Source organism: Streptomyces sp. NPDC024555 (genome assembly GCF_055559335.1).
The window spans coordinates 145,549-167,410 of the sequence record NZ_JBVHKV010000009.1 but is presented as its reverse complement, the minus strand read 5'-3'; the positions used below and the strand labels follow the sequence as shown (position 1 = coordinate 167,410).

At 72.4% G+C, this 21,862-nt stretch carries 24 protein-coding genes; 11 read left to right on the top strand and 13 right to left on the bottom strand.

The window, feature by feature from the left end; genetic code table 11:
* Positions 1–33: 33 nt before the first annotated feature.
* A complete protein-coding gene (locus tag ACZ4FH_RS17590; RefSeq protein WP_467305582.1) occupies positions 34–741 on the bottom strand; it encodes a L,D-transpeptidase family protein in 708 nt (235 codons plus the stop codon).
* A gap of 133 nt (positions 742–874) precedes the next feature.
* The gene (locus ACZ4FH_RS17585) at positions 875–2,194 is read right to left on the bottom strand and encodes an MFS transporter (protein WP_467305580.1); all 1,320 of its coding nucleotides are present in this window, start codon (positions 2,192–2,194) and stop codon (positions 875–877) included.
* A 63-nt stretch (positions 2,195–2,257) separates the two neighbouring features.
* On the opposite strand from ACZ4FH_RS17585, the gene ACZ4FH_RS17580 reads away from it, so the two are divergent.
* The 4 genes from ACZ4FH_RS17580 to ACZ4FH_RS17565 all read left to right on the top strand — a co-directional run bounded on the left by ACZ4FH_RS17580 (position 2,258) and on the right by ACZ4FH_RS17565 (position 5,221).
* Complete coding sequence (locus ACZ4FH_RS17580) at positions 2,258–3,211, top strand: LysR family transcriptional regulator (RefSeq protein ID WP_467305578.1); 954 nt, start codon at positions 2,258–2,260, stop codon at positions 3,209–3,211.
* Positions 3,212–3,450: 239 nt separating this feature from the next.
* Positions 3,451–4,701 (top strand): helix-turn-helix domain-containing protein, encoded by a 1,251-nt coding sequence (locus ACZ4FH_RS17575; RefSeq protein WP_467305576.1) that lies wholly within the window; start codon positions 3,451–3,453, stop codon positions 4,699–4,701.
* A gap of 119 nt (positions 4,702–4,820) precedes the next feature.
* On the top strand, positions 4,821–5,066 hold the full coding sequence (locus ACZ4FH_RS17570) for a hypothetical protein (RefSeq protein ID WP_467305574.1): 246 nt from the start codon (positions 4,821–4,823) through the stop codon (positions 5,064–5,066).
* Entirely contained in the window at positions 5,063–5,221 is a 159-nt protein-coding gene (locus ACZ4FH_RS17565; protein WP_467305572.1) for a hypothetical protein, read from the top strand. The genes ACZ4FH_RS17570 and ACZ4FH_RS17565 overlap by 4 nt, the downstream gene beginning before the upstream one ends.
* 100 nt (positions 5,222–5,321) lie before the next feature.
* Here the strand turns inward: ACZ4FH_RS17565 and ACZ4FH_RS17560 are convergent, their stop codons facing one another.
* Both ACZ4FH_RS17560 and ACZ4FH_RS17555 read right to left on the bottom strand, forming a co-directional pair.
* A complete protein-coding gene (locus tag ACZ4FH_RS17560; protein WP_467305570.1) occupies positions 5,322–6,980 on the bottom strand; it encodes a hypothetical protein in 1,659 nt (552 codons plus the stop codon).
* Positions 6,981–7,159: 179 nt separating this feature from the next.
* Positions 7,160–7,921 (bottom strand): alpha/beta hydrolase, encoded by a 762-nt coding sequence (locus ACZ4FH_RS17555; protein ID WP_467305569.1) that lies wholly within the window; start codon positions 7,919–7,921, stop codon positions 7,160–7,162.
* A 113-nt stretch (positions 7,922–8,034) separates the two neighbouring features.
* Here ACZ4FH_RS17555 and ACZ4FH_RS17550 point away from each other — a divergent pair, with 113 nt between their 5' ends.
* Both ACZ4FH_RS17550 and ACZ4FH_RS17545 read left to right on the top strand, forming a co-directional pair.
* Positions 8,035–9,189, top strand: coding sequence for an adenosine deaminase (locus ACZ4FH_RS17550; RefSeq protein WP_467305567.1), 1,155 nt, complete (start codon positions 8,035–8,037; stop codon positions 9,187–9,189).
* Positions 9,190–9,324: 135 nt separating this feature from the next.
* Positions 9,325–9,642 carry a hypothetical protein gene (locus ACZ4FH_RS17545; RefSeq protein WP_383639537.1) on the top strand — a complete coding sequence of 106 codons (318 nt, stop codon included), beginning with the start codon at positions 9,325–9,327 and terminating at the stop codon, positions 9,640–9,642.
* Positions 9,643–9,726: 84 nt separating this feature from the next.
* On the opposite strand, the gene ACZ4FH_RS17540 is transcribed toward ACZ4FH_RS17545, so the two are convergent.
* From ACZ4FH_RS17540 to afsQ1, 5 genes are all read right to left on the bottom strand, one after another.
* Positions 9,727–9,936 (bottom strand): PspC domain-containing protein, encoded by a 210-nt coding sequence (locus ACZ4FH_RS17540; protein WP_467305566.1) that lies wholly within the window; start codon positions 9,934–9,936, stop codon positions 9,727–9,729.
* A gap of 90 nt (positions 9,937–10,026) precedes the next feature.
* Positions 10,027–10,593, bottom strand: coding sequence for a VanZ family protein (locus ACZ4FH_RS17535; RefSeq protein WP_383639532.1), 567 nt, complete (start codon positions 10,591–10,593; stop codon positions 10,027–10,029).
* Positions 10,594–10,713: 120 nt separating this feature from the next.
* Positions 10,714–11,331 (bottom strand): hypothetical protein, encoded by a 618-nt coding sequence (locus tag ACZ4FH_RS17530; RefSeq protein ID WP_467305564.1) that lies wholly within the window; start codon positions 11,329–11,331, stop codon positions 10,714–10,716.
* Positions 11,328–12,866: an ATP-binding protein gene (locus ACZ4FH_RS17525; protein ID WP_383639526.1), complete on the bottom strand. Its 1,539-nt coding sequence runs from the start codon at positions 12,864–12,866 to the stop codon at positions 11,328–11,330. The genes ACZ4FH_RS17530 and ACZ4FH_RS17525 overlap by 4 nt, the downstream gene beginning before the upstream one ends.
* A complete protein-coding gene (gene afsQ1, locus ACZ4FH_RS17520; RefSeq protein ID WP_026171255.1) occupies positions 12,863–13,540 on the bottom strand; it encodes a two-component system response regulator AfsQ1 in 678 nt (225 codons plus the stop codon). Before afsQ1 ends, ACZ4FH_RS17525 begins: the two co-directional genes overlap by 4 nt.
* A gap of 270 nt (positions 13,541–13,810) precedes the next feature.
* Between afsQ1 and ACZ4FH_RS17515 the strand changes: the two genes are divergently transcribed.
* Positions 13,811–14,554: a SigE family RNA polymerase sigma factor gene (locus ACZ4FH_RS17515; protein WP_467305562.1), complete on the top strand. Its 744-nt coding sequence runs from the start codon at positions 13,811–13,813 to the stop codon at positions 14,552–14,554.
* 223 nt (positions 14,555–14,777) lie between these two features.
* Here ACZ4FH_RS17515 and ACZ4FH_RS17510 read toward each other — a convergent pair whose 3' ends face one another.
* Positions 14,778–15,419: a uridine kinase family protein gene (locus tag ACZ4FH_RS17510; protein WP_467305796.1), complete on the bottom strand. Its 642-nt coding sequence runs from the start codon at positions 15,417–15,419 to the stop codon at positions 14,778–14,780.
* Between the two features lie 182 nt (positions 15,420–15,601).
* Between ACZ4FH_RS17510 and ACZ4FH_RS17505 the strand changes: the two genes are divergently transcribed.
* Positions 15,602–16,018 carry a hypothetical protein gene (locus ACZ4FH_RS17505; protein WP_383639518.1) on the top strand — a complete coding sequence of 139 codons (417 nt, stop codon included), beginning with the start codon at positions 15,602–15,604 and terminating at the stop codon, positions 16,016–16,018.
* 111 nt (positions 16,019–16,129) lie between these two features.
* On the opposite strand, the gene ACZ4FH_RS17500 is transcribed toward ACZ4FH_RS17505, so the two are convergent.
* The 3 genes from ACZ4FH_RS17500 to deoC are packed head-to-tail and all read right to left on the bottom strand — an operon-like array spanning position 16,130 to position 19,418.
* Complete coding sequence (locus ACZ4FH_RS17500) at positions 16,130–17,035, bottom strand: aldehyde dehydrogenase family protein (protein ID WP_467305560.1); 906 nt, start codon at positions 17,033–17,035, stop codon at positions 16,130–16,132.
* Positions 17,025–18,464 carry an aldehyde dehydrogenase family protein gene (locus ACZ4FH_RS17495; protein WP_467305558.1) on the bottom strand — a complete coding sequence of 480 codons (1,440 nt, stop codon included), beginning with the start codon at positions 18,462–18,464 and terminating at the stop codon, positions 17,025–17,027. Before ACZ4FH_RS17495 ends, ACZ4FH_RS17500 begins: the two co-directional genes overlap by 11 nt.
* Positions 18,465–18,470: 6 nt before the next feature.
* Entirely contained in the window at positions 18,471–19,418 is a 948-nt protein-coding gene (gene deoC, locus ACZ4FH_RS17490; protein WP_467305557.1) for a deoxyribose-phosphate aldolase, read from the bottom strand.
* A 170-nt stretch (positions 19,419–19,588) separates the two neighbouring features.
* On the opposite strand from deoC, the gene ACZ4FH_RS17485 reads away from it, so the two are divergent.
* The 3 genes from ACZ4FH_RS17485 (at position 19,589) to pstC (ending at position 21,843) form a co-directional block, all read left to right on the top strand.
* Positions 19,589–20,227, top strand: coding sequence for a PH domain-containing protein (locus ACZ4FH_RS17485; protein ID WP_467305555.1), 639 nt, complete (start codon positions 19,589–19,591; stop codon positions 20,225–20,227).
* A 179-nt stretch (positions 20,228–20,406) separates the two neighbouring features.
* The gene (locus ACZ4FH_RS17480) at positions 20,407–20,763 is read left to right on the top strand and encodes a hypothetical protein (protein WP_467305553.1); all 357 of its coding nucleotides are present in this window, start codon (positions 20,407–20,409) and stop codon (positions 20,761–20,763) included.
* A 78-nt stretch (positions 20,764–20,841) separates the two neighbouring features.
* The gene (gene pstC / locus ACZ4FH_RS17475) at positions 20,842–21,843 is read left to right on the top strand and encodes a phosphate ABC transporter permease subunit PstC (RefSeq protein WP_467305552.1); all 1,002 of its coding nucleotides are present in this window, start codon (positions 20,842–20,844) and stop codon (positions 21,841–21,843) included.
* Positions 21,844–21,862 lie beyond the last annotated feature (19 nt).

Below are 21,862 nucleotides of genomic sequence, written 5' to 3'. Positions count from 1 at the left end.
CACTGACAGCCGGGGCGGGAAGAGCAGAAGCGATCACGTTCCGGGCTTGCGCCCGTACACGTAGACGTCGTCGCCGTTCCTCAACAGGCTCCAGTATGTCTTCGCGTCGGCGGTGCGCATGTTGACGCAACCGTGCGACCCCGGCGGGTTCCACATCTTCACGCCGACCGCGTGGAACGCCTGGCCCCCGTCGAAGAACTGGGAGTACGGCATCGCCACGTGGTACAGCGACGAGACGTGGTTCTTGTGCCGCCAGTAGATCTTCTTCGAGCCCGTCCGTGTCTCGTACCCGTCGCGCCCCGTCCGCACCGGCACCGGCCCGAACTTCAGCTTCTTGCCGTCCTGGATCCAGCTGATCTGCCGGGTCAGGTCCACGCACGCGATGCGCCCCTTGTTGGTGGGGCACTTCCCGGCCTTGTTCGGCGTCTTCCCGGCCGCCTTCTGCGCGGTGAGCGTCTGCATGGTGCGCCAGGTCACCGGCCCCGCGTACCCGATCGTCGGGGTGACCCCGTACGTGCTCTGGAACGTGCGGATCTTCTTGCAGTCGGCGGCCGACTGCCGGCCGTCCACCTTCAGGTGCAGGTACTTCTCCACCTGCTTCTGGTACGGCCCCGTCGACGTCGTACAGGACGCGGCCTCGGCCGTACCGCCCGTACCCAGGACGAACGCCGGTACGGCGGTCAGCCCGGCGACGGCCAGCGCGAGCCCGCGCCGTGCCGCCGAGCCCCGTATGCGCCCCATGCTCCCCGTGCCCCTCATATGCGCCAACTCCCCTTCGCGCGCAGTGCGGTGATTCCGCCTGCTAGACGCGCGTCGGGGAGTCGAAGGTTGTGCGCCGAATGTCACGGTTCTGTACGGGGCGGCCGTACGGGCATCAGTTCCGTACGGGTACGAGCGCCGCCGCCCGCAGCCGTTCGGTGCGCGCCGCGCGCGACCCGTACAGCGTGATCGAGACGACACCGAGCACCGCGAGCAGTCCCAGGCCGACCGTGCCCGCCCAGCCGCCGGCGTGGAAGGCGACGGCGCCGAGGGTGCCGCCCGCGCTGGAGCCGAGGTAGTACGCGGACTGGTACAGCGCCGAGGCCTGGGCGCGGCCGGTGGTGGCCGTACGGCTGACCGAGGAGGAGGCGACCGCGTGCCCGGCGAAGAAGCCGGCCGTGATCAGGACCAGGCCGAGGAGTACGGCGGCCAGCTGGTCGGCGAGCGAGAGGAGCAGGCCCGCGGCGGTGGTGGAGACGGCGAGGTAGAGCGCGCCCCGGCGTCCCAGCCGGCCGACGAGACGGCCCGCGGCGGCGGAGGAGACCGTACCGACCAGATAGACCAGGAAGATCGATCCGACGATGCCCTGCGGGAGGTCGAACGGGGCCTCCACCAGCCGGTAGCCGATCACCGTGTACACGGCGCCGAACACCGTCATGAACAGGGCGCCGATCGCGTACAGCCGCCGCAGCAGCGGATCGGCGAGGTGGCCGCCCACGGTCTTCGCCAGGGCCTTGGGGTTCAGCGAACCGGGGGTGAAGTGCCGGGCCCGGGGGATCATGAAGTGGAAGACGACCGCGCAGGCCACGGCCAGCAGCCCGACCGCGCCGAGGGCCGCGCGCCAGCCCCAGAGCTGGGCGATCCAGCCGGTGAGGATGCGGCCGCTCATGCCGCCGATGCTGTTGCCCGCCACGAACAGCCCGATCGCGGCGACGAGCGCCTTCGGCCGGACCTCCTCCGCCAGATACGCCATCGCGGAGGCGGGGAGCCCGGCGAGGGCGGCGCCCTGGACCGCGCGCAGCGCGATCAGCCAGCCCAGCGAGGGGGCGAACGGCACGAACAGCCCGATCGTCACCGCGACGACCAGCGATCCGGTCATCATCTGCCGCCGGCCGAAGCGCTCGGAGAGCGCGCTCAGCGGCAGCACGCACAGCGCCAGCGCGCCCGTCGCGGCGGAGACCGTCCAGCTCGCCTGCCCGGCCGTGGCGCCGAAGGACGCGGAGACGGCGGGCAGCAGCGCCTGGGTGGAGTAGAGGAGTGCGAACGTCGCGACACCGGCGGCGAAGAGCGCGAAGCTCATCCGGCGGTAGCCGGGGCGGCCGGGTTCGAGCCGGTCCGCGGTGGCGGCCGGCGCGGGGGCGACGGAGGTGGCGGGGGACGACGGGGTCGAGGCGGCCACGGTGAGGGTGGACGCCCCGGTACTGGCGGGAGGCATGCCACGAACGTAGGACGACCTCCTCTCATGCGTCCAATGCACAAACACGCGATAATCCATCCCATGGCGCATCAGCACAGCTCACGGCCTCGGCTGTCACCAAGCAGTTACGAAGAAGACATTCGCGCGGTGCTCGCCCCGCGCCTCGCCTACTTCGAGGCGGTCGCCCGCCACGAGCACGTCACCCGCGCCGCGCAGGAGCTGGGCGTCCCGCAGTCGACGCTCTCGCGGGCCATGGTCCGGCTGGAACAGGACCTGGGCGTGGCCCTGTTCGCCCGCCGGGGCCGCACCGTCTCCCTCACCCCCGCCGGCCGCACCTTCCTGGGCTCGGCCGAGCGCGCTCTCGCGGAGGTCGAGAAGGCCGCCGACTCGGTCCGGGCCGACGCCGACCCCACCGCGGGCCGGGTCGCCTTCGGCTTCCTGCACACCATGGGCTCCGAGACCGTCCCCGCCCTGATCCGCGCCTTCCGCGCCGACCATCCCCGGGTCCGCTTCCAGCTCGTCCAGAACTACGGCGAGGCCATGATCGAACGCCTCCGCGCCGGCGGCCTCGACCTCTGCCTCACCTCCCCGGTCCCCGACGCCCCCGACCTCGTCACCCGCCGCCTCGACGAACAGCGCCTCCGCCTCGTCGTCCCCGAGGACCACCGCCTCGCCGGCCGCCGCCGCGTCCGCCTCGCCGAGGCCGCCGACGAAACCTTCGTCACCCTCGAACCCGGCTACGGCCTCCGCCGCATCACCGACGACCTCTGCGCCGAGGCCGGCTTCACCCCCCGCGTCGCCTTCGAGGGCGAGGAGGCCGAAACCCTCCGCGGCCTGGTCGCCGCCGGCCTCGGCGTCGCCCTCCTCCCGCCCCCCGCCGTCGCCCGCCCCGGCGTCGTCGAACTCACGGTGACGGCCCCCCGCGCCGCCCGCGAGATCGGCGTCGCCTGGCTGGACGGCCACCCGGACACACCCCCGGTCGCGGCGTTCAAGAAGTTCCTGCTGTCGCGGCGGGGGAATCTGCTGCCGGAGTGAGGGGGCGGCGGGGGCACCTCGGTCCCGGGGCGGGGGCGGCCCCGCCCCACGGGTGGTCAACGATCATGTGAACGACGCCCGTTCCGGCGAATCGCACGGCCCCGCCGCATGCCCGCTCCGCCGCCCGGGGCGGGCCGTTCCCGGCGGGCCGGGATCGTCCGAGGGCGCCCGAAGGCGCTGGGGCGAGCCCTACTCTGGCAGTTCCGACGGGGGCCGGGTGAACAGAGAGGGGCAGGGCCATGACGAGTGACGCCACGCCGGATCCGTACGCCGACCCGATCGCGTTCGGACAGCGCATGCAGATGCTGCGTACGAGGAGGGGGATGTCGCGGCCGGTCGTGGCCGGGCTCCTGGGGATGTCGCCGTCGTGGGTGAAGCAGGTGGAGACGGGGCAGATCGGCATGCCGAAACTGCCCATGGTGCTGCGCATCGCGGAGCTGCTGCGGGTGCGGGCGCTGTCGGATCTGACGGGGGATCTCTCGGACTCCGTCGACCTGTTCATCGGCCCCGGGCACTCCCGGCTCCCGGCGGTCCGGGACGCGGTGAACGTCCTCGTGGCGGACGGGACGCGGCAGGCTCCGCCGGCCGCGCAACTCGCGGCCCGGCTCGCCGAGGCGTGGATGGCCCGGCACCGGGCGCCGAACCACCGCGAGGTGCTGGGCGACCTGCTGCCGGGACTGATCCGGGACGCGCAACTGGCCGTCAGACAGGCGGAATCGGCGACGGACAGGCGGGCGGCGCAGGCGGTGCTGTCGGAGGTGTACTCGCTGGCGCAGTTCTTCGTGGCGTACCAGCCGGACAGCGCGCTGCTGTGGCGGGTGGCCGAGCGGGGCATGGTCGCCGCGCAGGAGTCCGAGGACCCGCACGCCATCGGCGTCGCGGCCTGGCTGGCCACGCAGGCGCACCGGGACATGGGCAGCAACCACTTCGACGCGGCCGACGCCCTGACGCGGGACGCGCTCGCCCATCTCGAACCGTTCCTGCCGGAGGCCGACGACCGGACGACCGCGATCACGGGGGCGCTGCAGTTCGAGGCCGGGTACACCGCCGCCCGGCGCGGGGCCCGGGGCGAGGCCTGGGGCTGGTGGGACAAGGCCCGCGCCACCGCGAAGCGGCTGACGCCCGGCTACTACCACCCCATCACCTCCTTCTCCACCGCGATCATGGGGGCCCACGCCGTGACCGTGGCCGTCGAACTGCGCGCCGGAGGCGAGTCCGTACGGCAGGCCGTCGACGCGGACAGCACCGCGATCCCCTCGCGGCCGAGGCTGGCCCGGCACCGGATCGAGGAGGCCCGCGCCTACCACCTGGACGGACAGGCGGAGACCGCGCTCGCCACCCTGGAACGCGCCTACAAGGCCGCCCCGGAGACCATCCGCTACAACGGCTACGCCCGCCGGATCGTGCTGGAGGAGACGGAGTCCCGCGTCCCCGTACGCCGCCGCCGCGCCGCCGCCCTCGCCGACCAGTTGGGACTCCTCGCGGCATAAGGGCTGTCCGGAACCCGTCGAACCCCTGGCCGAGGGGCAGGATTCCTGCCCCTCGCCCGTCCCGCCCGCTCCTACCGTCGGAACACTGCCGACGAGAGTGTCAGGGGGACGAGCCCGTGATGACCATCAACGAGTACGAGTTGTCTCGCGACGGGGACGCCAGAGCCCCGCGTTCCGGGACACCGGCCACCACCGAAGCCCGCGTCGCCTTCCAGGGCTGCCCCTGCGCCCGCTGCCGCGCCGCCCGCGCCGACGCCGCGTACCGGGCCTGGCTGGCCCACACCACCTCCTGCGCCACCTGCCGCGCCGGCGCCGCCTGCGTCACCGCCGTGGGCCTCGGCCGCGCCTGGAGGAACCGCCGATGATCTGCGCCCGCTGCGACGAGCCCATGACCGACGAGGAGGCCGTCGCGTACGCCGTCCCCGGAGCCTCCGGACCCGGCATCACGATCCACGTCCACCGCGTCCTCTGCGACATCCCGGCCACGACGCCCCGCCGGTACCCGACCGCGCCCCGCTGAGGCCTCTCGGCCGGTCCCGGACCGCCCCGTGCCCTGCCCTGCCCGGGTCGGTGGGGCGCGCCAGGACCGGCGGGGAGGCGCCAGGGCCCTCGCGGGACGGTCACGGGCTCCGGAAGGTGATCTCCTTTCCGCCCTCGTCCCGGGTGAAGTCGCCGGCGAATCCCCAGTTCTGCCATCCGCCGTCCCCGTTGTTGATCACGGTTCCGTCCTTGACGGAGAAGATGTCGACGCCGTCCACCACCGCGAGGTGTTCGAGGCCGGAGATCCCGGAGAACGACATCTCGTCGAAGTTCTTCACCGCGATGATGTTCGTGTCCGGGAAGCTGCGGCTGTACGCGTCGATCAGCGACTGGTTCAGCTCGGCGTCGCCGCCCGGCACCTTGCCCGTGTAGTCGGTTCCGGGGTACGGGCCGGCGTCCGTGTCCGTGTACTTCGGCGCGCCGTCGTTGAAGTTCACCGATTCCGTTCCGGTGGTCAGGGCGTCGGCGTCCAGGTCGGCGGGGTGCGGCTGGACGAAGGCGGCCTCCGGGCCGTCCCGGGTGACCTCGCCGTAGTAGGCCCAGTTGGTGTAGCCGCCGTCGCCGTCGTTCCTGAACGTGCCCTTGTCGAAGACGTAGACGTCGAACACCGCGCGGCCCGCGGCGATGTCGTCCCCGGACTCGTCCGCGTGGTACTCGTCGGAGTTCAGCCGGTACCTGCTGTGGTCGACGAGCGTGTCCGGTTCGGTCACCCAGTGCGAGGACTGCTCCGAGTGCATCGCGACCACGTTGTAGTCGGGGTAGCAGCGCCGCATGTCGTTCACGAGCATGCGGACCGCCCGGGTCGAGCCCTCGTCGTCCAGCGGGGAGTACGTGTTGTAGTACCGGCTGCGGTCGGGCGGCTCCTGGCCCTCGATCTGGCAGCCCTCGTCGCCGGGCTTCCAGTCCTTCTTCCGCTTCGGGCGCGGCGGTTCGCGGAACGTGACGGTGCGGTGGTCCTCGCTGACGTCGAACACGCCCTTGTAGGCGCGGTTCTTCCAGCCGAGGTCGGCGTCGTCCGCCCAGGTGAACTTCCCCTTCTTGAAGGCGTAGACGCGGTACGTCGTCCCGCTGATCTCGACGGTCTGGATCATCGCCGCACCGTCCATCTGCTGGAGATTGCCCTCGTGCGGCTGGGCGATGACGATGTTGTAGTCGGGGAGGCAGTAGGACAGGTCGTCGAGCGCCAGCTTGACCCGCTTCTCCTTGTTCTTCTCGTTGTCGATCCTGTCGATGACGAAGTTGACCAGGTACGAGTAGCCCCACGCGGCCGCCGTACCCACGGTGCCGCTGCCGGGCACGGAGACCGACGAGTGCGAGGCCCGCTCCCTCGGCTCGAAGCACAGACTGGGCAGCGCGTTCCCCTCCTGGCCGTCCGCCGGGTCGTCCGGCGAACCGTCCGCCGGGTCGCCCGAGGCGGCGTCCGGGGACGTACCGGGGATGTCGACGGGGCCCGGCCCGGGGGCCGTCGCGGGCTGGAGGGAGTCGGGGTCGGGCTGCCCGTCGTCGGAGACATCGTTGTCATCGGGGGTGACAGCGTTGTCTTCTCCGCAGTCCGCGCCGGCCGGTTCCAGTACGCGGCAGATCTGCTGCCGCGCGGTCGCGGCGACGGCGCCGTCCGTGGAGGTGGCGAGCAGGGCGGCGGACACCGCGCCCACCAGGATCAGCAGGGCCAGATACTCGATCGCCGCCTGGCCCCTTCCTTCGTGTACGTCCGGATGCAGGAGTCCTCTTCGTCGCACGTCGCACCTCGTCATGGTTCGTCGGGGGGTACCGGTAGCCGTCGGCTGCCGGCCCGGTCCGGACGAACGTAACGAGGGCATCGGGGCCCATCGACAGTGTCCGAAGGCCCACGCGGGGACCCAAATCGGGGAAGGGCCCGCGTGCGGGGAACCGGCCCGGAGCCGCGGGGCCGCCCGGCTCACCCCCGCAGCGACTTCCCGAACCCCGCCGCCAGCGGCATCCGCAGGCCGAGCGGCGGCGGGGCCGCCAGGGCGTCGGCGACCGGGCGGGCGTAGGTGTGGCCGAAGAGGGCGCCGAGGACGAAGTCGGTGGCGAGGGCGGTGACTTCGGCGTGGTGCTGGCGCAGGGAGTGGCCGTCGGAGTGGACCTCGAAGCGGCAGGTGTCGCGGTTGGACTTCTTGGCGCGTTCGGCGAGGCGGAAGGAGAGTTCGGGGTCGGAGCGGTGGTCGTTGGTGCCGTGGACGAGGAGGACCTGGCGGCCGACGAGGTGTTTGACGGGTTCCGGTTCGGCGTCCGGGGCGTCCGGGAACCAGGGGGCCATGGCGAAGACCGCGCCGACGGCGTCGTGGCCGCCCGCGCGGAGGGCGGCACGGCCGCCCATGCCGTGCCCGGCCAGGCAGACGGGGACGTCGCCGTAGCGGCGGACGACCTCGTCGACGGCCCAGGCGGCATCGGCCGCGAGGTGGGCCTCCGTGGTGTTCCAGCCGCGGCAGCGGTAGTGGACGACGTGGGCGGCGAGGCCGTCCGCCTGTCCCGCGCGGGCCAGGGCGCGGGCCAGCGGGAGCTGGAAGGCGTAGGAGAAGGGGGAGGGGCGGCGGTACGAGTACGGCTCGCCGTCCGGGAGCAGCAGGACCACGCCGCTGACCGCTGTTGATGCTCCGGCCGCCGTGACGGCCCGTCCCAGCCTCGCAGCAGGCAGGGGGAGTGCGCGCTGTGCCATGACGTAACAGTGTCAGAAGGGCAGGTGTACGCCACCCGTATTCGCGGTCTCTGTTACGTATCGGCGAGCCGTGCCCCGCAGCGCTCTACGCGCGTAGGCGCTAGAGTGCGTGGATGATGAGCCCGACCCTCCATGTGCCCGGCCAGGATCAGATCCGGCGTGCCCCCAAGGTCCTTCTCCACGACCACCTCGACGGCGGACTGCGCCCCGGGACGATCGTCGAACTCGCCGCCGCGAGCGGATTCGACGGACTTCCCGAGACCGACCCCGACAAGCTCGGGATCTGGTTCCGCGAGGCCGCCGACTCCGGTTCGCTGGAGCGGTATCTGGAGACGTTCGCCCACACCTGTGCCGTCATGCAGACCCGTGACGCGCTCGTCCGGGTCGCCGCCGAGTGCGCCGAGGACCTGGCCGCCGACGGGGTCGTCTACGCCGAGATCCGGTACGCCCCCGAGCAGCACCTGGAGGCCGGACTCACCCTCGAAGAGGTCGTCGAGGCCGTCAACGAGGGCTTCCGGGAAGGGGAGCGGAGGGCCCGCCGGGACGGGCACCGCATCCGCGTCGGCGCCCTGCTCACCGCGATGCGGCACGCCGCCCGCTCGCTGGAGATCGCCGAACTCGCCAACCGCTACCGCGACCAGGGCGTCGTCGGCTTCGACATCGCGGGCGCCGAGGCCGGCTTCCCTCCCACCCGCCACCTCGACGCCTTCGAGTACCTCAAGCGCGAGAACAACCACTTCACCATCCACGCCGGTGAGGCCTTCGGACTGCCCTCCATCTGGCAGGCCATCCAGTGGTGCGGCGCCGACCGGCTCGGCCACGGCGTCCGCATCATCGACGACATCGAGGTCGCGGAGGACGGCGGTGTGAAGCTGGGCCGCCTCGCCTCGTACGTACGGGACAAGCGCATCCCGCTGGAGCTCTGCCCGACCTCCAACCTCCAGACCGGGGCCGCCGCCTCGTACGCCGAGCATCCGATCGGGCTGCTGCGGAAGCTGCATTTCCGCGCCACGGTGAATACGGACAACCGGCTCATGAGCGGGACCAGCATGAGCCGCGAATTCGAGAAACTGACCGAGACCTTCGGATACACGCTCGACGACATGCAGTGGTTCACCGTCAATGCGATGAAGTCGGCATTCATTCCTTTCGATGAACGTCTCGCGATGATCAACGACGTCATCAAGCCGGGCTACGCCGAGCTGAAATCCGAATGGCTCTTCGAGCAGACCGCCGCGACCAGCGTGTCCTCCTCCGCGGGCGCCTGACGGAGCGGACGGAAAGCGGCTGGGAATTCCCCCTCCAGCCGCTTTTCCGCGTGTCACGGGATGTTTGCGGGAGGAGGTGCGGGCTGGCTACGTTGCAGAGCCGCTCCCATCCCCCCTCCCCAAGGACGCATTCCTATGAAGAAGTCTTCCGCCCGGACGCTCGGTGTCGCCGTTCTCGGTGCCGCGTTCGCCGCTGCCGCCGCCGGTACCGCCTCCGCCGCCGCCCTCCCGCTGGAGACCGCCACCGGCGTCCTGCCCGTCGCCGGCTCCCTGGTGTCGGACGGCGCCTCCACGAAGGCCGTCCAGGACACCGCCACCGACCTCCTCGGCACCAGCCAGACGAAGGTCCTCGGCGAGGCCACCGCCCCGGCCAAGGGTCTCCTCGGCGGTCTGCCCGCCGGCGGGGCCAACACCAGCGGCCTCGGGGTCAACGGGCTGCCGCTCGGCCGCTGAGCCCCGGCCCGTCGCTCCACACGCCTGTGGGCGGACCCCGGTTCGGGGTCCGCCCACAGGCGTGTCATGCGACGGGCGGCCCTCCTACCAGGCGGCCGCCGTCGTTCCCGACGTCTTCTCCTCGGGGAGCAGCACCCACAGCGCCAGGTAGAGCAGGAACTGCGGGCCCGGCAGCAGGCACGAGACCAGGAAGATCAGACGCATCGTCCGCGCGGAGGTGCCGAAGCGCCGTGCCAGCGCCGCGCACACTCCGCCGAGCATCCGTCCGTCACGGGGGCGGGCAAGTCCGGCCATGGTGGGCTCCTTCGCGAACCGTCCGGGGAGCGTTCCGTTGTGCTCCCGATGTATCCAGGATGGCCCGCGCCCCCGCCCGGGGGCGTCGCTCTACGGGGCGATGCCGACCCTGGAAATCGTCGGGGTGGATCCCTGAGGGCCCCGGGACTCCCGGGGCTGCTCGGGGTCGATCCGGGGCAGCGGACGGATCCGCCGCGCGGTGCGGCGCCGCAGCCGGGCCCGCCAGGCCGGGACGACGAGGACATGGGCGAGCCCGACGCCCACGGTGTTCAGGAGCAGCGAGTCCACGTCGACGACCTGGCCCGGCACCCCGGTCTGGCCCAGCTCGATCGCCAGCGAGATCAGCGCGCCGGCCGCGACCGTACGGGCCAGCGAGGACCACGCCGGGACGGTGAGCCGGCCCCCGGCCAGCGGCAGCAGCACGCCCAGCGGGGCCAGCAGCAGGAGTTCCTTGCCGATGCGGCGGGCCGCCGCCGCGGGGCCGAGCGAGAGATCGGCCTTGATACCGGCGAAGGGCTGGAGATTGGATGCGGTCATCCACGGCACGTCCAGCGGGCGCAGGGTCAGCCACCCGACGAGCAGCAGATACGCGAGGAGGAGCGAGACCCCGGCCGCGCGGAAGCGGATGACGGCTTGGCCGTCCGAACCTTGACGCACGATCCCCAAGACGCCGCGGGCGGCAGGATCGGTTCCGCTCGTCCCGGGGAGACCTGGCTCACCCGGCGGAAGCGGCGGCCCGGCCCGCGTGGGGCGGGCACCGGGCCGCCCCGGCGGCGGTCACGGCCGGGGTGTCGAGTCCAGCGTCGGCACGGCCTCGGGGCTGGCCTTCGTCTCCGCGGTGCAGAGGTAGCCGCGCGGCGGGTACGTCCCCGGGCCGCCGAGCGTCACCGTGTTCTCGGGGGACAGCGCATCGCTGTCCGCGAAGGTGCAGACGAGCTGGGCCAGCGCCTCCGGCACGAGGTCCTCGGGCTGTTCGCTCAGCCGGAGGGTGTCCGGGGCGTCGCCCCGTCCGGGGCCCGAGACCCGCAGCGCCGCCGGGACCCGGGTGGAGAAGCCCGCCAGCCGCTCGGTCTCCGGCGGTTCCCGCCGCACCTCGTCCAGCAGGGCGCGGGCGATCCTGAGCCGGTCCGAGGTGGACTCCTGGACCCGTACGGTGCGGTCCACCGCGACCAGTTCGCCCGCGCAGACCAGATAGACCTGGACCGGGATGCCCTGCTGGGCCTGGGCGGATATGTCCTCCGCGGGCATCGCGCACGGCACCCGGGACGGGGCCGGTCCGGCGTCGACCGGGACCGAGGTGGTGCGGATCCCGCAGCCCGCCGCCAGGGCCGCGCAGAGCACGGCGGCGGCGAGGGCGGCGGCGGGGCGGGCGCCCCGGCGGTTGCTGGGCGTCACGAGGCGTCGTCCTCCTGGTCCGGGAGCCGCGTCCCGTGCTCCTCGCCGGTGCGGTTCAGCGCCTCGGCGTCGCGCGGCAGCCGCAGGACGAACACCGCGCCGTCGCCGTCCGGGGAGTTCGCCGCGGTGATGTCGCCGCCGTGGATGTGCGCGTTCTCCATGGCGATGGAGAGGCCGAGGCCGCTGCCGTCGGAACGCGGCCGGGAGGCGCTGGCCTTGTAGAAACGGTCGAAGACGTGCGGCAGGACGTCCTCGGGGATGCCCGGACCGTGGTCGCGGACCTCGATGACGAGGTCGTCGCCCTCGGTGCGCACCGCGACCCGTACCGGCGAACCGCCGTGCTTCAGCGCGTTGCCGATCAGATTGGCCAGGATCACGTCGAGCCGGCGCGGATCGAGGCGGACCATCATGCCGCGCTCGGCGTCCAGGTCCACCGCGTCCAGCCAGGCACGGGCGTCGATGCACGCCGTCACCTGGTCGGCCACGTCGACCGTGTCGAGCACCAGCCGGGCGGTGCCCGCGTCGAAACGGGTCACCTCCATCAGGTTCTCCACCAGGTCGTTCAGCCGCCGGGTCTCGCTGACCACCAGGTTCACGGCGGGCGCGATCATCGGGTCGAGGCTGTCCGCCTCGTCCTCCAGCACCTCGGTGACCGCGGTGAGCGCGGTCAGCGGGGTGCGCAGCTCGTGCGACATGTCGGCGACGAAACGGCGGCTGGACTCCTCCCGCGCGCTCATGTCCGCGACCTTCTTCTCCAGCGAACCGGCCGTGCGGTTGAACGTCCTGGACAGCTCGGCCAGTTCGTCCGTGCCGGAGACCACGAGACGGGTGTCCAGCTTGCCCTCGCCGAGCTTGCGCGCGGCCTCGCCGAGCCGCTGCACGGGCCGCAGCACCGTCGTCGCCGCCGCCTGCGCGAGCAGCGCGGAGCCCACCAGGGCCAGCGCCGTGGCGATCCCCAGCGACCAGGCCAGCGAGTTGAGGTCCTGCCGCTCCTGGTCCAGTGATTTGAGCATGTAGCCGGTCGGGCCGCCGCCGATGATCTTCGTACCGGCGACCAGGTACGGCGTACCGCGGATCGAGGTCCGCTGCCAGAACAGGTGGTACTGGTACTTGTTGCCCGCCTTCACCGGCTGCTTGCGGTCCACCTGCTCCTGCAGCGACTCCGGCACGTTGTCGCGCGTGAAGGTGTCCAGGTCGGAGTTGCCGACGATGGGCTTCCCCGGATCGCGCTCGTCTATCAGCAGGACGCTGTAGCCGGGGCTGCTGCTCGCCATCTGCACGGCGGCCGTCTGGAGGTCGTCCCGCGAGGGCTTCAGCGGCAGCGACGCCGCCCGGGTCTGCATCTCCTGGCGGAAGTCGCCGAGCGCCGCGTCCTGCGTACGCGTCAGCACCGCCTCGCGGTTCAGCCAGTACGCGATCGCGGAGGCCGAGACCGCGGCGGTGAGCGCGACCAGCGCGAAGACGATGACGAGCCGCAGCCGCAGGCTGGTCCAGCGGAGCCCGCTGAGCAGGCCCCGCTTCACCGCGGTACTCACTGCGGCGAGTCCAGCCGGTATCCGACGCCCCGCACCGTACGGATCAGGGTCGGCGAGGACGGTACGTCCTCCACCTTGGCGCGCAGCCGCTGCACACAGGCGTCCACCAGCCGGGAGTCGCCGAGGTAGTCGTGCTCCCAGACCAGCCGCAGCAGTTGCTGCCGGGACAGCGCCTGGCCGGGCCGGCGGCTCAGCTCCAGCAGCAGCCGCAGCTCGGTCGGCGTGAGCTGCAGGTCCTCGCCGTTCTTGGTGACGGTCATCGCGGACCGGTCGATCACCACGTTGCCGAAGGTCGCCGAATCGGTCGACTCCCGCTCGCCGCGGCGCAGCACCGCGCGGATCCGGGCGTCGAGCACCCGGCCCTGCACGGGTTTCACCACGTAGTCGTCGGCCCCCGACTCCAGACCGACCACGACGTCGATGTCGTCGCTCCGCGCGGTCAGCAGGATGATCGGCAGCTGGTCGGTGCGCCGGATGCGCCGGCACACCTCGAAACCGTCGATCCCGGGCAGCATCACATCCAGCACGACCAGGTCGGGCCGCTGCTCACGGAGCAGGTTCAGGCCGTCCTCTCCCGTCGCCGCGGTGGCCACACGGTGGCCCTGGCGTGACAGCGAGAGTTCGAGGGCCGTGCGGATGGCGTCGTCGTCCTCGATCAGCAACAGGAAAGGCACGCTGGTCATTCTGACCCATGGGGGTGCCCCAGTTCGACAGTTGGTCCCCTCTCTTGCGTCCCGCACCCCGTTCCCACGCGTCCCACACCCCTCATGCGTACGCTCCGCGCACCGTCCGCGCACCCTTCGTGCACCTTCCGTGCTTCTTGATCACCTTCGCGCAGGGGGCCTGTGACAGGTCTGTGACAGTCGGCGGACAGCGCCATGAAATCGCCCCGGCAAGCTCGGTGGCACAAGGAACGGACGGACTCCACCGATGGGGGGCGCGAGATGAACGCAACTCACAGCATCACCGCAAGCGCAGTCGTCACGCGTCTCCACGACGTCGGGCGGAGCACCGAGAAGTCCGGCCCGGCACTGAACGGGCGGGGGTGCGAGCGCGCCGCGAGGCGTCCGCATTCGGCGTTCATGACGGTGGTCGACGCCGGCGACGGGGGAAGCGCGTACGGGGAGGGCTCGGGGGAGCGGAAGGTCCCGGCGCGGACCGAGGACGCCGAAGCGGCGTTCACGGCCTATGTCCGGGAGCGCCGTGCCTCCCTGTACGCCACCGCCTACCACCTGACCGGTGACCGGTTCGAGGCCGAGGACCTGCTGCAGAGCGCGCTGTTCTCGACGTACCGGGCCTGGGACCGGATCAGCGACAAGGCGGCGGTCGGCGGCTATCTGCGCCGCACCATGACCAATCTGCACATCAGCGCCTGGCGCAGGCGCAAGCTGAACGAGTACCCGACCGAGGAGCTGCCGGAGACGGCGGGCGACACGGACGCGATGCGCGGTACGGAGCTGCGCGCCGTGCTCTGGCAGGCGCTGGCGCGCCTCCCCGAGCTGCAGCGCACGATGCTCGTCCTGCGGTACTACGAGGGCCGTACGGACCCGGAGATCGCGTCCATCCTCGACATCAGTGTCGGCACGGTGAAGTCGAGCATCTGGCGGTCCCTGCGCCGGCTGCGCGAGGACGAGGTCCTCAGCTTCGGCCGTGACGAGGAGGAGTCCTTCGGCGAGCTGGTGGCCTGAGGCTGGGGGAAACCCGCGGGAAGGGCTCGGGGGAGTCCGGGGGCCCGCGGGGTACGGGGATACGGGGGTATCGGGGGAAAAGAGGGGGGACCACGGGGGAACGTGATCGCCGCTTCGGGGGAAGCGGCGGTGCACGGGGGAACACGGGGAAAGCCGAAGGGTCGGACGGGCCGGGGGGTCTTGTCCGACCCTTTGGCGTGCCCGGGGGCCGGGTTCCGGGGCCCTAGCCGGCGTCGGGGCCGGACGGCTCCGCGGTCGCGGGCACGGCCGCGCTCGCCGTCGCGGGGGTCCGGCAGCGGCCCGCCGCCGCGGCGGCCAGGCGGCCCAGGGCCTCGTCCTTGCCGCAGGGGTACGCGCCCAGCCCGGCCTGGCGCGCCACGATCCGGCGCTCGCTGCGCATCAGCCGCCAGCCCCGCCGCAGCAGGAACGGCACCGACTTGCGGCCCTCGCGCAGATCGCGCAGGAGCCGGCGACGGAACGTCGTCGAGGGGCGGCCGCGCAGGCACAGCGCGTCGGCGAGGAGGCCCAGCGACTGGCACCGCCCGACGATGTCCGCGGCGAAGATCCCCTCGGCGACGAAGAGCGGGGTGCGCTCGATGTGGAAGCCCTCGTGGCCGGTGCGCGAGCTGGTGGCGATGTCGTACACCGGGACGTCCGTGTGCCCCGTGCGGCACAGCTCCTCGATCGCGGCGACGGCGGCGTCCGCGTCCCAGGAGTCGGGAGAGTCCCAGTCGATGTCCTGGGAGCCGGTGACCAGGGGCAGCGTGGGGTCGCCCGCCTCCTTGTAGAAGTCGTCCAGCCGCAGCACCGGAAGGCCGGTGCGCGCGGCGAGGGAGGACTTGCCGGAACCGGAGGGGCCCGCCAGCAGGACGACACGGCTCGAAATCGCTTGGGAACTCACAGAACACGAGTGTGAGGCATTGACCCGCACAGGGGATCCCCCGGAGGTCTTGTTGGTATCCAGCATCACACCTCAACTACGCTACGCATTCAGTCGATTACCCGATTCGATCGACGGTTCGATCGACCCGACCAGGTGGGAACCCCATGGCACGTCACGCACGATTCACCTCCCGGCGCCGCACGCTGCTGCGCGCGGGCCTGACCGTCACCGCGGTCGGCGCCGCGCTCGGCGCGGGGGGTGCGGCGGCCCAGGCGGCGCCGCTGCCCCTCGTCCAGGCGACGGGCACCGACACCAGCATCGGCGACGCCACCGAGGCGGCCGGCGGCGCGGTCACCGGTGCCCTCGGCAGCGCGGTGGGCAACGGCCTCGCCCCGGTGACCCACCTCCGGCTCGACCCGCTGGCCGGCACCGGCGTGGACCCGCTGGACAACGGGGTCGGCACCCAGGTCGCCGACTTCAAGCCGGTCTCCACGGCCCTGGTCACCGACCCGCTCACCAGCGGCGGCGCGCTCAAGGACCTGCCGGTCGTCGGCCAGGTCACCGGGCTGCTGCACGGCTGACGCACGCGAGGGCGCGGGCCGGGCCCCGGATCTCCCGGGTGCCCGGTCCGCGCCCTTCGCGCGCCCGCCCCCGTACGAGCCGGCGTGCCCTCGTACGTGAGTCGGGGCGCGTCAGTACGAGGAGCCCGAGACGCCCAGCGCGCCCGTGGGGTGCCAGACGGTCTTGGTCTCCAGGAACGCGGTCAGGCGGTGTGTGCCGGGGTCCTCGGACCAGTCGGGCTCCGCGTCGGCGTCCACAGCCTGTGGACGCCGGACGCGCTTGAGGTTGTCCGCCGCCGCGACCTCCAGCTCCTTGGCCAGCTCCGCGCCGGCCCCGGTGAGGTCGATGCCGTTGACGTCCTGGTGCGAGGCCAGGGGCGTGGCGATCTCCGCCGTGCGGCCGGACAGGATGTTGACGACGCCGCCCGGGACGTCCGAGGTGGCCAGCACCTCGGCCAGGGACAGCGCGGGGAGCGGGGCGTGCTCCGAGGCGACGACGACCGCCGTGTTGCCGGTGGCGATCACCGGGGCCAGCACCGAGACCAGGCCCAGGAACGAGGACTTCTGCGGGGCCAGGACCGCCACGACACCGGTCGGTTCGGGCGTCGAGAGGTTGAAGTACGGGCCCGCGACCGGGTTCGCCCCGCCCACGACCTGGGCGATCTTGTCGGTCCAGCCCGCGTACCAGACCCAGCGGTCGACGGCCGTGTCGACCACGGCCGCCGTCTTGGACTTCGACAGGCCCTCGGCGTCCGCCACCTCGCGGACGAACTGGTCCCGGCGGCCCTCCAGCATCTCCGCGACGCGGTAGAGGACCTGGCCGCGGTTGTACGCGGTCGCGCCCGACCAGCCGCCGAACGCCTTGCGGGCGGCCACGACCGCGTCGCGCGCGTCCTTGCGGGAGGACTGCGGGGCGTTCGCCAGCCACCGGCCCTTGGAGTCCGTCACCTCGTACACCCGGCCGCTCTCGGAGCGGGGGAACTTGCCCCCGACGTACAGCTTGTAGGTCTTGAAGACGCTCAGTCGGTCATCGGACATCGAGGTACGCCTCCAGGCCGTGGCGGCCGCCTTCGCGGCCGTGGCCCGACTCCTTGTAGCCGCCGAACGGCGAGGTCGGGTCGAACTTGTTGAACGTGTTGGCCCAGACGACGCCCGCCCGGAGCCGGTTGGCCACCGCGAGGATGCGGGAGCCCTTCTCCGTCCAGATGCCGGCCGACAGGCCGTACTGGCTGTTGTTGGCCTTGGCGACCGCCTCGTCCGGTGTGCGGAACGACAGCACGGAGAGCACCGGGCCGAAGATCTCGTCGCGGGCGATGGTGTGGGCCTGGGTGACGTTCGTGAAGAGCGTCGGGGCGAACCAGTAGCCCGCCGAGGGCAGTTCGCAGGGGGCAGACCAGCGGTCCGCGCCCTCGGCCTCGCCGGTCTCGGCGAGCGCGGTGATCCGGGCGAGCTGCTCCGCGGAGTTGATCGCGCCGATGTCGGTGTTCTTGTCCAGCGGGTCGCCGAGGCGCAGCGTGGAGAGCCGGCGCTTCAGGGCGTCCAGCAGCTCCTCCTCGACCGACTCCTGGACCAGGAGGCGGGAGCCGGCGCAGCAGACCTGGCCCTGGTTGAAGAAGATGCCGGTGACGATGCCCTCGACGGCCTGGTCGATCGGGGCGTCGTCGAAGACGATGTTGGCGCCCTTGCCGCCCAGCTCCAGGGTGACCTTCTTGTCGGTCCCCGCGACCTGGCGGGCGATGGCCTTGCCGACGGCGGTCGAGCCGGTGAAGGCGACCTTGTTCACGTCCCCGTGCTCCACGAGTGCCTGGCCCGCGTCGCCGTACCCGGTGAGGATGTTGACGACGCCCTTGGGCAGCCCGGCCTGGCGGCAGATGTCCGCGAAGAACAGGGCGGAGAGCGGGGTCGTCTCGGCGGGCTTGAGGACCACCGTGTTGCCCGTGGCGAGCGCCGGGGCGATCTTCCACGCGAGCATCAGCAGCGGGAAGTTCCACGGGATGACCTGCCCGGCCACGCCCAGCGGGCGCGGGTTCGGGCCGTAGCCCGCGTGGTCCAGCTTGTCGGCCCAGCCCGCGTAGTAGAAGAAGTGCGCGGCGACCAGGGGGAGGTCCGCGTCGCGGGTCTCCTTGATCGGCTTGCCGTTGTCCAGGGTCTCCAGGACGGCCAGTTCGCGGGAGCGCTCCTGGATGATCCGGGCGATCCGGAACAGGTACTTGGCGCGCTCGGAGCCGGGCAGCGCCGACCACTTCTCGAACGCCTTGCGGGCCGCCTTCACGGCGCGGTCCACGTCCTCGGCCCCCGCGCGGGCGACCTCGGACAGCACCTCCTCGGAGGACGGGCTGACCGTCTTGAAGACCCTGCCGTCGGCCGCGTCGGTGAACTCACCGTCGATGAACAGGCCGTACGAGGGGGCGATGTCGACGACGGAGCGGGACTCCGGTGCCGGTGCGTACTCGAATGCGGATGCCATGGGGTATCAGTCCACCGTCACGTAATCGGGGCCGGAGTAACGGCCGGTGCTGAGCTTCTGGCGCTGCATCAGCAGATCGTTCAGCAGGCTGGAGGCGCCGAAGCGGAACCAGTGGTTGTCCAGCCAGTCCTCGCCCGCCGTCTCGTTGACCAGCACCAGGAACTTGATCGCGTCCTTGGAGGTGCGGATGCCGCCGGCCGGCTTCACGCCGATCTGGACGCCGGTCTGCGCGCGGAAGTCGCGCACCGCCTCCAGCATCAGCAGGGTGTTCGCGGGCGTGGCGTTGGTGGCGACCTTGCCCGTCGAGGTCTTGATGAAGTCCGCGCCCGCCAGCATCCCGAGCCAGGAGGCCCGCCGGATGTTGTCGTACGTGGACAGCTCGCCGGTCTCGAAGATCACCTTGAGGCGGGCGGTCCCGCACTCCGCCTTCACGGCGAGGATCTCCTCGTACACCTTCAGATAGCGGCCGGAGAGGAAGGCGCCCCGGTCGATCACCATGTCGATCTCGTCGGCACCGGCCGCGACGGCGTCGCGGACGTCCGCGAGCTTCACGTCCAGCGCGGCGCGCCCCGCCGGGAAGGCCGTCGCCACGGAGGCCACCTTCACACCGGAGCCGGCCAGCGCGGCCGCGGCGGTGGCAGCCATGTCGGGGTAGACGCAGACGGCGGCGGTGCGCGGCACCGTGCGGTCGGTGGGGTCCGGGTGGAGGGCCTTGGCGGCCAGCGCCCGGACCTTGCCCGGGGTGTCCGCGCCTTCCAGCGTCGTCAGGTCGATCATCGAGATGGCCAGGTCGATGGCGTACGCCTTGGCCGTCGTCTTGACCGAGCGGGTTCCGAGCGCGGCGGCGCGGGCTTCCAGGCCGACGGCGTCGACGCCGGGCAGCCCGTGCAGGAAGCGGCGCAGCGCACTGTCGGACGCCGTCGCTTCGGCGAATGCGGGTGCAGTGGTGGGCATGGTCACCACATGAGCATATCTACGCGCGTAGCGGCCTGTACAGGGGGTCGGGTCCGGCCACGGTTCCCGGCGTCCCCGCCGCACGGGCCGCCGCCCGCCCCGCCGGGCACGTCCGCGTGTCCGGGCGGCCGCCCCCGCACGCGCCGCGGCCGTCAGGCAGAATCGGGCCCATGACGAGCCCCACGCCGCCCTCCGAGCCCACCTACGCCGACCGGACCTTCCGGTCGCCCGCCGGGCTGGTCGGGGGCGCCCTGATGCTCCTGCTCATCTGCTGGATCGGCGGGGACGCCGCGTTCCGGGGGCACGGCCGCGTGCCGTGGCTGGCCCTCGCCGGACTGCTGACCTCGGTGCCGCTGGTGATCGCCTTCACCCTGCGGCCCGTCGTGGCGGTCAACGACGAGCGCATCCGCATCCGCAACCCGTTCCGCACGATCGTCCTGCCGTGGACCGAGGTCGCCGACGTGCGCGCCGGGTACTCCAGCGAGCTGTTCACCGCCGACGGGCAGAAGTTCCAGCTCTGGGCGGTCCCGGTCTCGCTGCGCCAGCGCAAGAAGGCCGCCCGCAACCAGTCGCGCGCTGCCATGGACGACCCGCACCGCCGGACCTCCGTCACCGCCGACGTCCGCGACTCCAAAAGCCGGGTCGCCCCCGCCGACCAGACGGTCGTCGACCTGCGCCAGCTCGCCGAACGCGCCGGCGACGAGCCCGTCCCCGGCGGCACCGCCCGCTCGATCCGCTGGGCCTACGAGATCATCGCCCCGGCCGCCGTCGGCGCGGTGCTGCTCGTGGTGCTGGGGGCGTTCGGCTGATCTCCGGGTGCCGTCCCGGGCCCCCGCGTGTATGCCGGGCGGCCGGGGGGCAACCAGCGGGTGAAAGCCGACCGGTTCGGCGGTTTTTCGGTGTACCGGTCACCTCCGTCTCCTTACATTGCGCCTGCCGCACCGGCATCCGACCGGGCGGCGGGGGGTGGGGCGTGATGGCGGGCGGGATGGCGGACGGTGCGAGAGTCGACGCCGGCGGGGTGCGGTGCCGGGTCGATGTGGCGGCGGGCGGCGGGTACGCATGGCGGCTGGTCGCACAGAACGGGCGCGTGGTCGCCGAGTCGGCCGGGACGCACGAGGCGTACGCGCAGTGCCTGGCCGATTTCGGCGAGCTGTGCGCGCGGGCCGGGGAGCTGAGCGGCGGGGTGCAGCACGCCCCCGGCGGCAACGGCTGGGTCTGGGTGCTGCGGGACGCGGCCGGGCGGTCGGTGGCCGTGTCGGCGCGGGCGTACGAACGGCACTCGACGTGCCGGGCCGCCCACGAGCGGTTCCGCTTACTCCTGGGGGAGCTGGGGGCGGCGTGAGGGGAAGTTGCCCGTAGGGCACACCTCGTTCACACGGCGGTGCGGGCCCGGCCACCGCACCCCGCGACCGTCTGCCGCGTGACGAGAGATACGAGTGGGGCCGAGGCCGAGGCGCCCCGGCGGCTGTACGCGGATCCCGGGCTGCCCGACCGCGTCTTCCGCGGGGTGGCGCGCGGCGGCGGCGGGCTGGTCCTCGCGGTGATGCTGCTGGTCGGCGGGTTCCTGCTGTACCGCGCCTGGCAGGCGCTCTCCCGGGCCGGATGGTCGTTCCTGACCACCGAGACCTGGGAGCCGGACGCCGGACGCTTCGGGATCGCCGCCGTCCTCGTCGGGACCGTGCTGATCGCGGTGGTGGCGGTCGCCGTCGCCGTACCGCTGGCGGTCGGCGGGGCGCTGTACATCTCCGAGTACGCCCCCGTCCGGCTGCGCCGCACCCTGATCAGCGTCGTCGACCTGATGGCCGCCGTGCCCTCCGTCGTCTACGGGCTGTGGGGGCTCTTCTTCTTCGAGGGGAAGATCCTGCCCACGGCCCGCTGGATGGCGACCTACCTCGACTGGATCCCCTTCCTCCGGGTGAGGGGCGCCGACCCGGACGATCCGCTCGCCCCCGGGACCGTCTACACCTCCTCGACCTTCGTCGCCGGGGTCGTCGTCGCGCTCATGGTGGCGCCCATCGCCTGCTCGGTGATGCGGGAGGTGTTCTCGCAGGCGCCGGTCGGCGAGCGGGAGGGGGCGTACGCGCTGGGCGCCACCCGCTGGGGCATGATCCGCAGCGTCGTCCTCCCGTTCGGCAGGGGCGGCATGATCGGCGGCACCATGCTCGGGCTCGGCCGGGCGCTCGGCGAGACCATCGGCGTCTACCTGATCATCTCGCCGGTCTTCGAGATCCAGTGGCACGTGCTGCAGAGCGGCACCAGCTCGGTCGCCGCGCTGATCGCCCTGCGCTACGGCGAGGCCAGCGAGTTCGGCATGTCGGCGCTGATGGCCGCGGGCCTCGCGCTCTTCCTGATGACCCTCGTCGTCAACTTCGCCGCGTCGTCGATCGTCGCCCGCAGCCGTTCCGGCGCGGCGAGCGAGTAAGTGAACAGGGCTGGAGACC